Below are 16,756 nucleotides of genomic sequence, written 5' to 3'. Positions count from 1 at the left end.
TCCTGTCTTTTTTAAGTTTTGATCATCAGGATCAACCAGACACCTGCATGGTGAACCTATAATTAAATTTTAGTCCAGAAAACGTGAAAAGTTTTTGCTTTTTCTATGGATTTTAGTCGTATCTTAAAAAGATTTTCTTATAAAGTTGCTAATTGGGAAAATATTTCTCTAATCTATTTTAATCTTGTTGGATTTTCCTGTAATTAAGCGATAAGGCTAAAATATTTCTTTATATAATAGCTTTGTTAGAAGTTCTTAAGCAATGTATGCATGAAATCTTTCATATTAAAAAATAAAGGCTAGTTTGATGGATTCAGACTAGTCTTTAATATCATGAAGATTGCTCAGATCAGTATTTAAAATGCAGGCCTAAAACGGCACTGATGCCTTCTGCTTCTGTAGCATAGTGGGAAGAATAGGCTTTGCTAAAATAACGTGTATCGGACAGGTTATTGATATTCAACTGTAGATCTACATTTGGGTTCACCTGATAACGTGCCATGGCATCGTAACGCACATAACCGGGAACAAATTTGGTATTGGCAGCATTGCCATAAACTTTATCCATTGCCACAGCACCGGCACCCAATGTTAGTTGAGGTATGACCTGATAGGTCATCCATAGAGTTGCACTGTTTTCTGCTACGTTCTGAACCTGATTGCCATTGTTTGTGCTTGGAACATAAACCGGTTCGGCCGTGGTTCCAATATTTTCAAAGCCATCATCAATCAGTTCACTATCCAAATAGGTATAGCCTGCGGAAATTGCCCATTTCTCAGTAATATTTCCATTGATACCCAGCTCAATCCCATCGACACGGGTCTCACCGATATTACGGGTACTGCCATCAGCATCGGTGGAGCGGGTATTGGTTTTTTCAGTACGGAAAATGGCTGCCGTCAGATTCAGTTTATCTTCCAGAAGATCCCATTTAGTTCCCAGTTCCATGGTGCGGACTTTTTCAGCTTTTAGATTTTCAATAGCTGCGCTAATACTTTCAGAGCCATCACCACCATCGATACCGACCGGATTCGAGGAAGTGGCATAGCTGATATAAATACTGCCATTTTCTCTTGGCTTAAAGACCAGACCCGCCTGATAATTAAAAAAGTCTTCTTCATTTTCGAGGGTCAGCTGATCACCTGGAACGGCGGTAATCGGTGTATTGTTTGCACCTGTCACCGCATTATTGAATCGTCCATAGGTCAAGGTTTGCTGAGTTTTGTAATCATCCCAACGTATACCCAGATCCAGAATCCATTGCGGATGCAATTCGATACTGTCCAGTAAGTAGATCGATTTTGATTTGGTCTCGATATCATAACGGTCCGCACCATCTGTATTAAGTGTCCCCGTCCACGCACCCCGGTCTGGATTGTCTACAGAAGTACACCAGCCTAAGGCCACATTGGCAGGAGTACCACAGGCCGCAAAAGAGCTTCCAGTAGCATTCAGACCATTAATAATATATTGGGTACGTTCGGTATCCTGATCTGAATATTCTGCACCCAGGTTAAAGCTGTGTTGAATAGCACCAGTATCAAATTTGCCTGTTAAAGCCAGTAGGTCAGTAAAGGTATCGGTATTTGCGATACGTGAATTGGCCCGTGCCCAGACATTGCCATTCAAAATGAAGTTCCCGCGTGAATCATCGGGGTTGGTCCAGAGGTAGTCATTTTTGGAACGGTTAAATACCGCCGTATTACTCAGGGTCAGATTGTCATTCAGGTCATGTTCCAATTTAAAGGTACCAATCTGGTTTTCCTGTTTCTGGAAATCACGATCTTTCCAGCCATAGTATTGACCAGCTTTGGCATCAATTGGTTTACCATTGCCATTTAAAGCGGCATTGGCATTGGTCGCTGCAAATGGATTGTTATAGGGAACGCCGGAGTCTGGAATATCATCAGTTTTCAAATAGTAATAACTTAAAGTTCCACGCGTTGCGCTGTCCAGGCCAAAACTGAAGCTGGGTGCAATACCAGCACGTTTATATTCAGCACCGTCATGTTGACCCGCTTTTTCATTCTGGTGACCCATGACCGCGACACGAGCAGCCATGCCATTGCCGAAGTCCTTGTTAGCATCCAAAGTGATACGGGCATACATATCTGTACCACCCGCAACAGAGCCTTCCAGCGCATCTCCCTTTTTCGCCACTTTGGAGATCATATTAATACTGCCACCCGTAGTGCCCGCACCGCCCATGGCAGAAGCAGAACCTTTGGTAACTTCGACCTGCTCAATGGCAAACATTTCCCGGTTTTGTGAAGTCGAATTTCGTACGCCATCGACGTACATCGAACTTTCCGAGTTATAGCCTCGAATAAAAGGCCGGTCCCCATTCGGATTGCCGCCTTCACCTGCGCCTAAAGTAATACCTGGTACGGTACGCAAAGCATCAGCCAAGGTCGTAACCTGCGTATCTTCAATCAGTTGTTGGGGAATCACGACCACAGATTTTGGCGTGTCCAGGAGTGGCGCAACAAACTTGCTATTGGCTGACTGATCGACTTTTAGACCCGGCACGGGTTCAGCTTGTACTTCCTGATGAATGGTCTCAAGCTGCACCACATTTTCCTGTGCAATCGTGTGTGCAGATGCAAAAGAAAGGGAAGAAACGATGGCTGAAGAAACTATTTTTTTACGAGATTTTATATAACTCATAATCATTCTTTTTTATTTTTAAGTTTGGATTCGCAAATAATAATTATTATTGTTATCGTTGCTATCCTTCTTACATTGATATTGGCAATGAACAAAATTTAATCAATTTAAAAAATAGATAGACTAGAGTGCGAACTGAGAATTAAAACCATGTTTTTAATATAGATTGATTAAATATGGATCTTATTTGGTTTTTATTGATAATAGCTATTGATATATAAAGCTATGTTGAATTGCCTTTAAAGACGCTTCAAGGAGTTAAGGGTAAGATATTTAACTAATTTATTTTTCATTTTTATTTTCAATTAAATCCTAATTAATCAATTCCCCTAAATAGACAGCTCGGTTGAATATCTGCCACGGTCGCTGTTCCCATTAAGGCCATGGTAATCTCAAATTCTTCTTTCAGGATTTTGATCACATGCGCGACCCCAAGTGCTCCCGCAGTCGCCAGACCATAAATATAAGGACGGCCAATCAGGACAGCAGAAGCACCTAGGGCAATTGCCTTGAATACATCCGATCCACGACGGATGCCGCCATCATAGAGCAGAGGAAAATCTGCTGGCACCACCTTTTTAATCAGCTGCAAGGCAATGAGAGGAGAAATGCAGGTATCCAGCACGCGACCGCCATGATTGGAAATGATCAGGCCTTTTACCCCATGCTGAATCGCCAGCTGGGCATCCTGAGGATGCACAATGCCTTTCAGAATCACAGGTAAGTGAGTCTGCTGTACCATCCAGGCAATATCTTCCCAAGTTGGGGCAATTTTCATTAGTCCGTTAAAGACAGGATGATCACCTTCCTTTAATTCTGGAAGGGGAATATGCGTAGGCGTATGCGGATGTTGCATGCCTTCCGGTAAATGAAAAAACGCACGACGTTCACGATCGCGGATGCCAGTATGTGGTGAATCTACCGTAATCACTAGCGCCGTATAATGGTGTGCCTCAGCCATTTTGACCAAAGCTAAAGATTTTTCCCGATTCCCTTGCCAGTAAAGCTGAAACCATTTGTGTGGATTGTCCTGCTTTAATGCGCGCATATCCGTATTGGTAAACGTACTGAGAATCATATTGCTGCCCATCACTTCTGCAGCGAGGGCAGAAGCGGCTTCGGCTTCAGGATGAAACTGCTGCTGGTGTCCAATTGGTGCCAAAAAAATTGGATACGGAAATTTTTGTCCGAATATTTCGATTTCAGTGTTGCCTTGGGTCAGATCTTTCAGCATACGCGGCAGAAGCTGAATATCCTGAAATTGCTGTAAATTGTCCCGGACACTGACTTCATCCATGGAGCCACCTTGCAGATAGTTCCAGACCATACTGGAGAGATGTTTTTCTGCTTCGACCTCATAATCGGCGATGGTTTGTAGGTAGGCCGGGATCTGGGTTAATGGCGCCATTGGTTCACGTGACATTATAAATCACCCCATTGACGAATCAGGTTGTGATAATGATGGGTAAGCTGCAGGACTTCTTCAGTATCGCCAATCTGCTGGCGTAGTTTGATAATGGTCATGTCCAGATCAAACAACATACTGCGTTTAGCATCTTCACGGATCATACTTTGAATCCAGGTTACGGCAGCAATACGTTTGCCTTGAGTTACTGGTTCAACCCGATGCAGGCTGGTCGATGGATAAACAATCACATCACCCGCATCCAGCTTGACTTCATGGCAGCCATACTGGTCTTCAACGACCAGCTCACCACCTTCATATTCATCGATTTCAGATAAGAATAAAGTCAGTGACACATCGGTACGAATGGCCTGTCCGAGTAGAGGAGAGTAATGAATGGCATTATCGACATGATTGCCATAGGTGCCAGAATCCTGATAGCAGTTAAACAGGGGCGGCAGGATATGTTTCGGTAGGGCAGCAGAGGTAATTAAATGATGACTTTTAAGCGCTTGTAAAATGATAGGGCTAATCTGCTGATACAGGACAGAAGAAGAATCCAGCTGCAGGTTCTTTTTGATTTTCTGTGCCTGACTCCCGGCGCTGAGTTGCCCATTCATCCAGTGTTCTGAACGATCTAGTTGTTGTCTCAGTTCGGCAACTTGTGCTTTGCTTAATACTGCCGGGATATGTAACATCATTTTAAAAGCATTCCTGCAATTGAAAATATCGTGCATTCAAGAGAATACACGATATTGATAGATAGAGATAAAAGCTGAATTAAAATTTATAGTTCAGGGTTAAAGCTGCTGAACGTGGTTGGCCTAAGATCACACGGCCACCTCCATTATTCAGCGTGCTGATGTACTCTTTATCTGCCAGATTATAAACATTCAGGTTTAAGGAAGTTTGGTCATTAAAGGTATAACCGGCCATAGCATCAAATACCACATAGCTTGGAATACTTGGCATATTCGCTGCTGCAGTACTATCGGTAATCACACGTTTTTGCTCATCCACATAACGTGCGCCCAAGCCCAGTTTTAAACCAGCAATGTTATAGGTCGTCCATAAAGAAGCGGTCCATTCAGGTGACCAACGTACACTATTGGTCTGGGTCACTACACCCGTGTTGGAGTTGACACTGAACTGGTGTTTTTGCTCGGTTTTCATATGGGCAACACCTGCTGAAATATTCCAGGCATCAGTAATTTTACCGACAGCACCCAATTCGATTCCTTTAACTGTAGTTTTACCTTCCTGAACAGACTCGCGGGTAATTGGATCTTGGGTAAACTGGTTTTCATTTTCGGTGTAGTATGCCGCAGCATTTAAAGCCAGATCACCCTCTAGCAGATCCCATTTGGTGCCAATTTCATAATGATGAGTTTCTTGAGGGTCTGCGGCTGAGCTGTTTATTCCTGTGGATGAAAGGCTAAAGTTACTGCTACCCGGTGGTGTCAGGGATTTGGCATAAGATGCATAGACACTGCTGTAGGCAGTTGGCTTATATAAACCACCGAGCTTCCAGCTGAATAAAGTGTCATGGGCTTTTAAATCTGTTTTGGTTTCAGTCACTGCTAGTGTCGTACTGTCGGTTGAATAACCCAGTGCATCGTAGTTGGTATCGTAATAATCGACACGGACGCCACCATTTAACTGAAAGCGTTCACCAAACTTGAGCGTATCAAAAAGATAAGCAGCCGCCGTTTGGGTTTCACCATCCGAATAAGCGCCCGTATACACAGGATCAGGCAGATTCTGGTGACGATCAGGATGGTATAGATTCGCGGGTAGTGTGGTGTTGCTTGGCTGTCCTGGCATGTGTGTAGCCAGTGTTCTGGAATGTTGCTGCTCTTTTAATAGCTCTACACCAGCGACCAGATCATGTTCTACTGAACCGGTTTTGATATTCCAGTTCACCGTGCTCTGATTGGCCAGAATTTCATTTTCCTGATCGACACCCTGGCGTGAACGGCTTACAGTCCAGTCTTGAGGATTGGTAGAGTCATTTCTTGAAAGGCTATTAATCCCCGTCAAAGTGCGCTGCATATGGGTATTGCCCAGACGGGTAATATTGGTAAATTTCAGATTTTCAGCCCAGTCACTTTCGATTTTGGCTGTATACATGTCAGCATCAACATCTTCATGGTCATCTGCGTGACTATAATAATTTTCACGGTCTACTTTAGGTGCGCTGGCGATCAGCGGGTCTGCATTCCAAAATCCTTTCATGCCAATCGTCGGAATACCGCCATCCGGAATGTTACGTTGGCGGATATGCTGGGAATAAAGATACAGGCGAGTATCACTATCCAGACCAAAGGCGATAGAAGGGGCAACAGCCCAGCCTTGATTCTCGATAAAGTCGCGGCCTTCTACACCGCCATTTTCACCCATCGCATTTAAACGGACAGCAACGCTGTCATTGATCGCCTGATTAATGTCAGTGGCAAGACGCGTATGTTCAGCCGTATTGTAGGTGGCAGAGACTTCACGACTGTTTTCCAAATGAGGCAATTTGCTGACCAGATTCACATAACCAGACGCCGTACCACGTCCACCTTCGGCACCCGCAGGGCCTTTTACGACTTCCACCTGTTCCAGGTTAAATACATCACGAATCACAGCGCCGAGGTCACGAATACCATCCAGATAGGTGGAGCTTTGAGTTGAAAAGCCGCGCATCTGGAAGGCATCGCCAGCACTGGTATTCCCATTCTCACCGAGTTGCAGGGTAATTCCTGGCGTATTACGTAAGGCTTCAACCAGGGTGGTTGCACCTTGTTCTTTTAATAAGTTCTTGTTGATAATCGAAACGGTTTGAGGCGTATCTACTAAAGCTTGGCTAGATTTAGCAGAACTCAATTGATCCATTTTATATTCATTTGCAGTTTTATTCTTAACTGTAATTTCTGGAAGCTGAATAACGCTTTCATTGGTGATGTTATCTGCATGAGTGATCAGTGGCAAAGTTGCAGCAAGTGCGACCAATGAAGTCTTGTAATGATGTTTTCGGCTTTTGATATGCGCCATGTGACAGAATTCCTGAATTGAATAATATTTCCCTTACCACCTTGATATGCTCGAGTTCATCAAATAGCAGCAATTATGGAGTTATTGTTATGGCCTTTAACAATTTTGCGAATTGTAGTGATAATAATTATCATTAACAATATTTAATTAAATCATTCTTATGAATTTATGGATGAAATTACTGTTTAAATTTTAGAATTTGATTCAGGATTTCTATAGAAAAAAGGTAAGGTCTATATTTTCTTGAGGTTTTAAGCCATGACTTAAATAAGATAACTAACAGGTGTTAAAAACAGTATGTTCAAGTAGTCCTTGATATATAGGACAGAAATAAAGATAGCCTCATGAATGAGGCTATCTTTAAATAGGGAAGAAGCGAAAATTTAGTATTTAAAGTTTAGAGAAAGGACTGCATTGCGACCTTCTGCTTCAGTTGCATAGTGAGATGCATAAGCTTTAGTGAAATAACGTTGATCAGTCAGATTGTTTACATTCAACTGCAGGTCAACATTTTGATTCACGTTATAACGCGCCATTGCATCGTAGCGAACATAACCTGGAACATATTTGGTGTTGTCGGCATTACCGTAAACTTTATCCATGGCAACTGCACCCGCACCAACTGTGAAAGCAGGGGTTAGGTCATAAGTCGTCCAAAGAGTTGCACTGTTTTCAGGAACATTTGGTAAGCGTTTGCCTTTTGCAGCATTCGGGTAGGTGCACACACCAGCACGTGTACAAGATGGACCTGGATCTGTTTGTTCACTATCTAAGTAGGTGTAACCTAGAGAAGCTGCCCATTTATCCGTGATGTTACCGTTCAAACCAAGTTCAAAACCGTCTACTTTACTTTCGCCGATATTTGCATAGGTGGTTGAATCAAGCTGGATACGGGCATTCTGTTTTTCAGTACGGAAAATCGCAGCGGTTAAATTCAAGCGATCATCGAATAAATCCCATTTTGTACCCACTTCAAAAGTACGGCTTTCTTCTGGGTCAAGGTTACTGTAAGCCTCTCCGATACCTTCAGAGCCATCACCTGCATCAACACCAACTGGGTTAGCTGAAGTTGCATAGCTTGCATAGATTGAACCATTTTCAACAGGTTTGAAAGTTACCCCTGCTTGGTAGGTGAAAAAGTCGGTATCGCTTGTTACCGTGTCTTGGTCACCAACATTCTTCTTAGGAGGAATGACAACACCATCTACGGTTGTTGGCTTTGTTGCAGCGTTATTCGCGCCATAAGTCATGGTTTGCTCTGTATCAAATTTATCCCAACGAAGACCTAGATCCAAAATCCATTGAGGATTAAATTCAATACTGTCTAAGAAATAGATCGAGGTAGATTTGGTTCTTGTGTTGTATTGATCAGCGCCCTCTGTACTAATTGTGCCAGTCCATGGGCCTCGGTTGGGATTTTGAACTGGAGTACACCAACCAGCTGGTGCACTATCAGCACATGTTTGATAGGCATTACCAGTAGCATTTAAGCCATTGATAATGTACTGAGTACGGTCATTTTCTTGGTCAGAATATTCGGCACCCAAGTTAAAGCTATGTTGTAGTGAGCCAGTATTGAATTTACCTGTAAGTGCTAATTGATCCGTAAAAGTATCTGTATCAGCTACACGTGAATTTGCACGTGCAAAAACACTATTATTTAGATAAATGTTACCTTTTGAGTCATCAGGATTGGTCCACAGGTAATCATTTTTAGATTTACTGTAGCTAGCAGTATTGGAAATTGTCAGATTGTCGGTTAAATCATGTTCAAGTTTGATCGTACCGATTTGATTTTCCTGTTTTTGGAAGTCGCGATCTTCCCAACCATAGTAAACGCCTTGTTTAACATTAATTGGTTTACCATTGCCATTTAAAGGTCTATTGTCTGTCGCACCAGTAGCTGGGGCACCAAATGGATTGTTATAAGGTACACCTGAATCTGGCGTGTCATCAGTTTTTAAGTAGTAATAACTTAAGGTTGCACGGGTAGGGGTATCCAGGCCAAAAATAATACTTGGCGCAATACCTGCACGTTTATATTCAGTACCGTCTTTTTGACCTGCTTTTTCATTTTGATGACCCATCACAGCAATACGCGCTGCAATGCCATTACCGAAATCTTTGTTGCCATCTAAAGTGATGCGCTGGTAATTATCGGTACCTTGTGCAATGGAACCTTCTAAAGAATCACCAGCTTTAGCAACCTTAGAGATCATGTTGATGCTACCGCCAGTCGTACCGGCACCGCCCATTGCAGAAGAAGAGCCTTTGGTCACTTCAACCTGTTCGACCGCAAACATTTCACGGTTTTGTGAAGTCGCGCTACGAACTCCATCTACATACATTGAGCTTTCAGAGTTATAACCACGAATAAATGGACGATCGCCATTCGGGTTGCCACCTTCACCCGCACCCAAAGTAATACCAGGTACAGTACGTAAAGCATCAGAAAGTGTAGTGACTTGAGTGTCTTCAATCAGTTGCTTAGAAATGACTGATACAGATTTAGGTGTATCCAGTAAAGGTGCAACAAATTTCTTATTTGCGGAATTATCTACTTTTAAACTTGGTGTCTGTTCAGCTTTAACTTCTTGATGAATAGTTTCGAGCTTGACCACATTTTCATCAGCCACAGCATTTACGGTTACAATCGAGAGGGAAGAGGCAATCGCCGATGAAACGAGTTTTTTACGTGATTTGATAAACGACATGTGGGAACCCGAAAAAAAGCTTAAAATTTATGTATGCGAATAATAATAATTCTTATTTAAATTAAGAATTACTTGCTGATAGGAAATGACGATTTTAAGGATTGTATTAATTGGTTTGATCAATGTGATAGTGTATCAAAATGTTTCTAAGTTAATGTATTTAAAATAGATCTGATTAATAGATTATTATCGTTACTTTTATTGAGATTATTAGAGTTTAAAAATTTTGAAGAAAAGATAAAGAAAAGTTTACTAAAAGTCCTATAAAAATCCATAAATGCAGAAGAATGGGATGATCTGTCCAGTTTGAGTAATCAATATATCTATTCTTATTTGAGGGAAGGGATATTTAATCAAAGAAAAATGAATTTGACTGAATAAATTTGATTATTACAGCATCAATAAAGACGATTCAAGTATTGTGTTTTGTATATCTGCAAATGTTGTCATATAATGTGGCACATTTTTATAAACCTGTTATTACCAAATATATAGAGGAAGCCATGCAAGTAACTTCTGAAGCGGTTTCGGGCGTTGCCCGTCGTTTAAATGTTTCTGTACCGACGAGCCGTATTAATGAGCAATTTGAAGCTCGTTTAAAACGCACTGCTAAAACTGCGAAGATCAACGGCTTCCGTCCAGGTAAAGTACCTGTAAACGTAGTTCGTCGTGAATACGGCGCTGGTATCTACCAAGAAGTTGTCAACGACATCATTCGTGACACAGTTTTCGAAGCAATCCAACAAGAAAAAATCAACGCTGTTGGTATGCCAAACATCGAAAAAACTGAAATGAAAGATGATGCTTTAGTTTATGAAGCGACTGTTGAAGTTTATCCAGAAGTTGAAGTGAAATTCGAAGGTCTGGAAGTTGAACGTAAAGCGTCTGAAGTAAATGACAAAGACGTTGAGAAGATGATTGAAAATCTTCAAAAACAACGTGCTTCTTGGGCTGAAACTAAAGGCATGGCTAAAAAAGACATGCAAGTAACTTTCGATTTCGAAGGTACTGTTGATGGCGAAAAATTTGAAGGCGGCGCTGCGCAAGACTTTAAACTTGTTTTAGGTTCTGGTCGTATGATCCCTGGCTTCGAAGATGGCATCATCGGTATGAAGAAAGGCGAAGAGAAAGTGATCGATGTTACTTTCCCTGAAGATTACCAAGCTGAAAACTTAGCTGGTAAACAAGCTCAATTCAAAATCAATGTGAAACTTGTTGAAAAACAAAAACTTCCAGAAATTGATGCTGAATTCCTGAAAATCTTCGGTATTTCTGAAGAAGATGGCGTTGAAAAACTGAAAGCTGACGTTCGTAAAAACATGGAACGTGAAGTGAAAAACGGCCTGCGTAACCAGGTTAAAGGCGCAACTTTCGATGCACTTGTAGCTGCAAACGAAGTTGAACTTCCATCTGCAATGGTTGCTCAAGAAATTGACCGTCAACGTCAACAAATGATCCAGCAGTTCACTCAACAGTTCGGTGCTCAAGGCGCGAAAGCATTTGATTCAAGCATGCTTCCAGATGACCTGTTCAAAGAACAAGCTGAGAAATCAGTTAAACTTGGCGTATTGGTAAGCCGTATTCTTGTTGATGCGAAAATCGAAGTAGATCAAGCGCGCGTTGAAGCTTATATCGAAGACATGGCTTCTTCTTACGAAGATCCAAACGAAGTGATCGAATACTTCAAAAATGACAAGCAACAACGTGCTCAAATCGAAGCAGTTGTACTTGAAGATCAAGTTGTTGATCACATTCTGTCATCTGCTAAAGTGACTGATGCGACTGTAAGCTATGAAGACTTATTGAAAGAGCAACAAGCTCGTCAACAAGGCTAATTCAAGCTTTCCATAAAAAGGCGCTTCGTGCGCCTTTTTTCATATTAGTAATTTCTTGACATATCTGATTTTCACAAAACTAATGCAAAAAATATGATGGAATTATTCGCGATTATTTTGCAATTTCATTGATTATCCCTCATATTGTGATTATGGATTAAGTCACAAAAATTTAGGAATAAATAAACCTATGTATGTTCCAACGATTGAAAACGCTTTAGTGCCAATGGTGGTAGAACAATCCTCTCGTGGTGAGCGTTCTTTTGATATTTATTCACGCCTTTTACGTGAGCGGGTAATTTTTCTGACAGGTGAAGTTGAAGACAATATGGCCAACCTGATCGTTGCGCAAATGTTGTTTTTAGAAGCTGAGAACCCAGATAAAGATATTCATTTATATATCAATTCACCGGGTGGTTCGGTGACTGCTGGCATGGCGATCTACGATACCATGCAGTTTATTAAACCGGATGTTGTGACTTACTGTATGGGTCAGGCAGCATCAATGGGTGCATTCCTGCTCAATGCAGGAACTAAAGGCAAACGTTACTGCCTTGAAAATGCACGTGTCATGATTCACCAGCCTTTGGGTGGTTTCAAAGGCCAGGCATCAGATATTGAAATTCACGCACGTGAAATTCTGTTCATTAAAGAACGTTTAAACCGTTTAATGGCTGAACATAGCGGTCAGGACTATGAAAAAGTGGCACGCGATACAGACCGTGACAACTTCATGACTGCTCAGCAAGCGAAAGAATACGGTCTTGTGGATGAAGTTCTAACGAAACGTCCATAAGTTTTAGAGATTGAGATATTGGAGTAAATATGTCCGAACATCCTCAAGGACAAAAGCATTGTTCATTTTGCGGTAAAACGCAGTCTGAAGTCGGAAAGCTGATTGCAGGCGAGGACGCATACATTTGTAATGAATGTGTGGACGTATGCTTAGATTTGGTTCAAACCAGTCAACAGGTCGAAACCAATGACTGGGCGAACCGTCCTTTACCGAAACCGCATGAAATCCGTGCGGCGCTCGATCAATATGTGATTGGTCAGGACGTAGCGAAAAAGACATTATCTGTGGCCGTATACAACCATTACAAACGTCTGAAAGTACAGACCAATGGTAAGAAAGCAGATGATTCCGTTGAAATTGCCAAAAGTAATATCCTGCTGGTCGGTCCGACCGGTTCAGGTAAAACCTTGCTGGCACAAACCCTTGCCCGTCTTCTGGACGTTCCATTTGCCATGGCAGATGCAACAACCCTAACTGAAGCGGGTTATGTGGGTGAAGATGTTGAAAACATTGTACAAAAGCTTTTGCAAAAAGCTGATTACGATGTCGAAAAAGCGCAAAAGGGCATTATCTATATCGATGAAATCGACAAGATTACCCGTAAATCTGAAAACCCATCCATTACTCGTGATGTATCAGGTGAAGGCGTACAGCAAGCCTTGCTGAAAATGATCGAAGGTACGGTTGCTTCAATTCCACCACAAGGTGGTCGTAAGCACCCGCAGCAGGAATTCATTCAGATTGATACCTCGAATATCCTGTTCATCTGTGGCGGTGCATTCTCAGGTCTTGAGAAAATCGTACAGCAGCGTCAGGAGAAAGGTGGTATTGGCTTTACTGCAGAAGTCCGTAATAAAGACGAAAGCAAAAAGTTGTCTGAATTGTTCCGTCAGGTCGAATCGACTGACTTAGTGAAATTTGGTCTGATTCCAGAATTCATTGGTCGTTTACCCGTGATTGCGACTTTGGATGAGCTCGATGAAGAAGCTTTAATGCAGATTCTGACTGAGCCGAAGAATGCATTAACTCGTCAATATAAACATTTGTTTGAGATGGAAAATGTGGACTTGGTCTTTGAAGATTCAGCACTACGTGCCGTTGCGAAAAAAGCACTGGAACGTAATACTGGTGCGCGTGGCCTGCGTTCGATTCTGGAAAATTCATTGCTAGAAACCATGTATGACCTGCCGAGTCGTAGCGATGTAGGCACCGTGGTGGTGAATGAAGCTGTCATTAATGGTGAAGCTGCACCAGAATTTCGTGCTGAACGTCAACCACATGACGAGCCAGAAACAGCGGCAAAAGTTGATTTAAAGGTGGTGAATAGCAAATCTGCTTGATTGCTATTCGTCAGAAACGTGCGAAAACCCCGTGTTTTCGCACGTTTTTTATTTCCAAAAGATAAAAGCAGATGCTAATCTCAACATCTAGGCGTGGACGCCGAAAGCTATAAAAATATATCGCAAAGCACTTGCATACAAGAATAAAGACGCAGTGAGGGATAAGCATGCGTGGAGTCGCAATGGTGCTCATCGGCAGTTTGGCGCTGATGGGTTGTCACGGTAAAAAAGCCGTAGTTGAGCCTACACAGCCACTCAGCACTTTAAAAAATATTGATCTTGAAAAAAAACCGGGCTTTGTTGAACAGCATCGGGTGGGGATGTTTACGATTGGTGGCTGGGTCAACCAGAAACAGGGCAATCATTTTCAGGCAGTTAAACCTCAGCATGAGGACGCTGCGATCGTTTATTTATACCGCCCGGATTCCAAATGGAACCGTCAGGAAATTGTCGCTGCCAGTCTGTTTATCAATCAGCATCGTATTCCGAGTTTATTGCATAATCATCATTACTGGATTGAGCTACCTGCAGGTACTTATCGCTTGAGTACCAGTCGTCCTTTAGGTGCGTTGCACTTCCAGAAACCTAAATATCTGGACTTTACGGTAGAAGCAGGTCAATCCTATTTTATTAAGTATGATGAAGAAAATCTAAGCACCCGTCGTAGTGTTCCGGGGCCTCTGATGCTGATGCCGAGCAGTGTGGGCCTCAATGAAATTGCTTTTACCCAGTTAAAATCGGACAGTTTTAACTTTTTTGCACAGGATCAGGAAACTGGGAAAATCCGCAAGAAAGCCCAGAAAATTAAAGCGACTGAATATGATCCATCTACAGATGTACAGTTAACCACACCATTTAAACTTTGGGATCCAAGAACCTGGTAATTAATTTTAAAACTCCAATAAAAAAGCACCCAAGTAGGGTGCTTTTTTTATCTAGCTTAAATTAACCTGCAGCAGCGTCAACTACTGGAATCTTGCCAATTTTCGCTTGCCAGATTTTTGGAGCAGTCGCGTGTACAGATGTACCATTTACGTCAACTGCAACAGAAACAGGCATATCTTTCACTACAAACTTGTAGATCGCTTCCATACCCAAATCAGCAAATGCAACTACTTCAGCTTCACGAATTGCTTTAGATACGAGGTATGCAGCACCACCAACCGCCATAAGGTAAGTCGCTTTATTGTCTTTAATTGCTTCAACAGCAGCAGGACCACGGTCCGCTTTACCGATCATGCCATAAAGACCAGTTGCTTCTAATACTTGGCGAGTGAATTTATCCATACGAGTTGCAGTTGTTGGACCTGCAGGACCTACAACTTCATCACCCACTGGATCAACAGGACCTACGTAGTAGATGAATTTGCCTTTTAGATCAACAGGAAGTTCTTCACCGTTGTTCAGCATGTCTACCATACGTTTGTGTGCAGCATCACGGCCAGTATAGATTGTACCGTTTAGAAGCAGCGTATCACCTGGTTTCCAAGAGTTCATTTCTTCTTGAGTGATGTTGTCTAGGTCAACACGTTTAGAAGATGAAGAATCCCAAGTGACTGATGGGTAGTCTTCAAGGCTTGGTGCTTGAATATGCGCAACGCCTGAACCATCAAGTGTAAAGTGTGCATGACGGGTTGCTGCACAGTTCGGGATCATGCCGACTGGTTTGCCCGCAGCGTGACAAGGGTAATCTTTGATCTTGATGTCTAGAACAGTGGTTAAACCGCCAAGACCTTGAGCACCAATGCCCAACGCGTTTACTTTCTCGAAGATTTCGATACGAAGTTCTTCAAGTTTGTTTTGTGGACCACGACGAAGCAATTCGTCCATGTTGATCTCTTCCATCAATGCTTCTTTTGCAAGCATCATGGCTTTTTCAGCAGTACCACCAATACCGATACCCAGCATACCAGGAGGACACCAGCCTGCACCCATAGTTGGAACAGTTTTTAATACCCAGTCCACGATTGAGTCAGACGGGTTCAACATTGCCAGTTTAGATTTGTTTTCTGAACCGCCACCCTTAGCAGCAACAGTGATGTCTACTTTGTTACCTGGAACAAGTTTGTGATAGATCACAGCAGGCGTGTTGTCTTTGGTGTTCTTACGGCCAAAAGCAGGGTCAGCCAGTACAGAGGCACGAAGTACGTTAGAGTTTTCAAGATAACCTTGGCGTACACCTTCGTTGATCGCATCGTCCAGGCTCATGGTTAAATCAAATTTAACGTCCATGCCCACTTCAACAAATACGTTGACGATACCAGTATCCTGGCAGATAGGGCGGTGGCCTTCTGCACACATGCGTGAGTTAATTAAGATTTGTGCGATCGCATCTTTCGCAGCTTTGTTCTCTTCACGGTCGTACGCACGGCTCATCGCTTGGATGAAGTCTTGTGGATGATAGTAAGAAATGAACTGAAGCGCATCTTTAACCGATGTGATCAAGTCATCTTGCTTGATAATAGTTGTCATACAAATATCTCTTGAGCGGGCTGTTAGCTAGCGGGCTAAATTATAAGACAAATGAATCCGGTTGTGGGCGTTTTGCAGGGACATTGGCCAAAAGTTTATAGTTTAAGCAATAAGGCATATGACTTTGGCTGAAAGATTGGCTAAAAATGACAGGTTTTTGTCATATTTACTGTCATATTGCAGCTTAAAGTTTATTTAAATATAATTAACTTTATATTAAGTGTATGATTTTTATTGGTTAATTGAAATTATGAAAATTTCATCATTGTCATATAACTGTCATAAAACTTTTACATAATGCGCTTATCAAATGAATGATGAGTTTTCTTTATGACCCTGACTAGTGTATTGATGGTAATTGCTTTTAGTCTTTATATCGCTGCTACTTGGTTCTACGGCCAGAAAGAAGATCAAGCTTAAGCTTTATCTTCTTTTTTACATTTTAAGAGCTAAAAAATTAGCCTATCTTCAAATCTTCAAATCTTCAAAT

General features: G+C 42.0%; 10 protein-coding genes. 4 read left to right on the top strand and 6 right to left on the bottom strand.

What is annotated here, in order from left to right:
* Positions 1-349 precede the first annotated feature (349 nt).
* The 5 genes from G5T77_RS10890 to G5T77_RS10870 form a co-directional block, all read right to left on the bottom strand.
* Complete coding sequence (locus G5T77_RS10890) at positions 350-2,668, bottom strand: TonB-dependent siderophore receptor (protein ID WP_166136291.1); 2,319 nt, start codon at positions 2,666-2,668, stop codon at positions 350-352.
* A gap of 316 nt (positions 2,669-2,984) precedes the next feature.
* On the bottom strand, positions 2,985-4,091 hold the full coding sequence (locus tag G5T77_RS10885) for an alpha-hydroxy acid oxidase (RefSeq protein ID WP_166136294.1): 1,107 nt from the start codon (positions 4,089-4,091) through the stop codon (positions 2,985-2,987).
* On the bottom strand, positions 4,091-4,774 hold the full coding sequence (locus G5T77_RS10880; RefSeq protein ID WP_034704407.1) for a Fe2+-dependent dioxygenase: 684 nt from the start codon (positions 4,772-4,774) through the stop codon (positions 4,091-4,093). Before G5T77_RS10880 ends, G5T77_RS10885 begins: the two co-directional genes overlap by 1 nt.
* A 79-nt stretch (positions 4,775-4,853) precedes the next feature.
* Complete coding sequence (locus G5T77_RS10875) at positions 4,854-7,109, bottom strand: catecholate siderophore receptor Fiu (protein ID WP_166136297.1); 2,256 nt, start codon at positions 7,107-7,109, stop codon at positions 4,854-4,856.
* Positions 7,110-7,492: 383 nt separating this feature from the next.
* Positions 7,493-9,823, bottom strand: coding sequence for a TonB-dependent siderophore receptor (locus G5T77_RS10870; protein ID WP_166136300.1), 2,331 nt, complete (start codon positions 9,821-9,823; stop codon positions 7,493-7,495).
* A 503-nt stretch (positions 9,824-10,326) separates the two neighbouring features.
* Here G5T77_RS10870 and tig point away from each other — a divergent pair.
* The 4 genes from tig (at position 10,327) to G5T77_RS10850 (ending at position 14,678) form a co-directional block, all read left to right on the top strand.
* Positions 10,327-11,658 carry a trigger factor gene (gene tig, locus G5T77_RS10865; RefSeq protein ID WP_166136303.1) on the top strand — a complete coding sequence of 444 codons (1,332 nt, stop codon included), beginning with the start codon at positions 10,327-10,329 and terminating at the stop codon, positions 11,656-11,658.
* A 190-nt stretch (positions 11,659-11,848) separates the two neighbouring features.
* Positions 11,849-12,454, top strand: coding sequence for an ATP-dependent Clp endopeptidase proteolytic subunit ClpP (gene clpP, locus G5T77_RS10860; protein WP_004781985.1), 606 nt, complete (start codon positions 11,849-11,851; stop codon positions 12,452-12,454).
* A gap of 29 nt (positions 12,455-12,483) precedes the next feature.
* Complete coding sequence (gene clpX / locus G5T77_RS10855; protein WP_166136306.1) at positions 12,484-13,794, top strand: ATP-dependent protease ATP-binding subunit ClpX; 1,311 nt, start codon at positions 12,484-12,486, stop codon at positions 13,792-13,794.
* Between the two features lie 167 nt (positions 13,795-13,961).
* Entirely contained in the window at positions 13,962-14,678 is a 717-nt protein-coding gene (locus G5T77_RS10850) for a DUF2846 domain-containing protein (protein WP_004781989.1), read from the top strand.
* Between the two features lie 61 nt (positions 14,679-14,739).
* Here the strand turns inward: G5T77_RS10850 and G5T77_RS10845 are convergent, their stop codons facing one another.
* Entirely contained in the window at positions 14,740-16,266 is a 1,527-nt protein-coding gene (locus tag G5T77_RS10845; protein ID WP_005232211.1) for a fumarate hydratase, read from the bottom strand.
* Positions 16,267-16,756 lie beyond the last annotated feature (490 nt).

Source organism: Acinetobacter sp. GFQ9D191M, from assembly GCF_011174875.1.
In the GTDB taxonomy this organism is placed as follows: domain Bacteria; phylum Pseudomonadota; class Gammaproteobacteria; order Pseudomonadales; family Moraxellaceae; genus Acinetobacter.
Note: the sequence above shows the minus strand (reverse complement) of the source record. Positions and strands in the feature narration are given on the sequence as shown.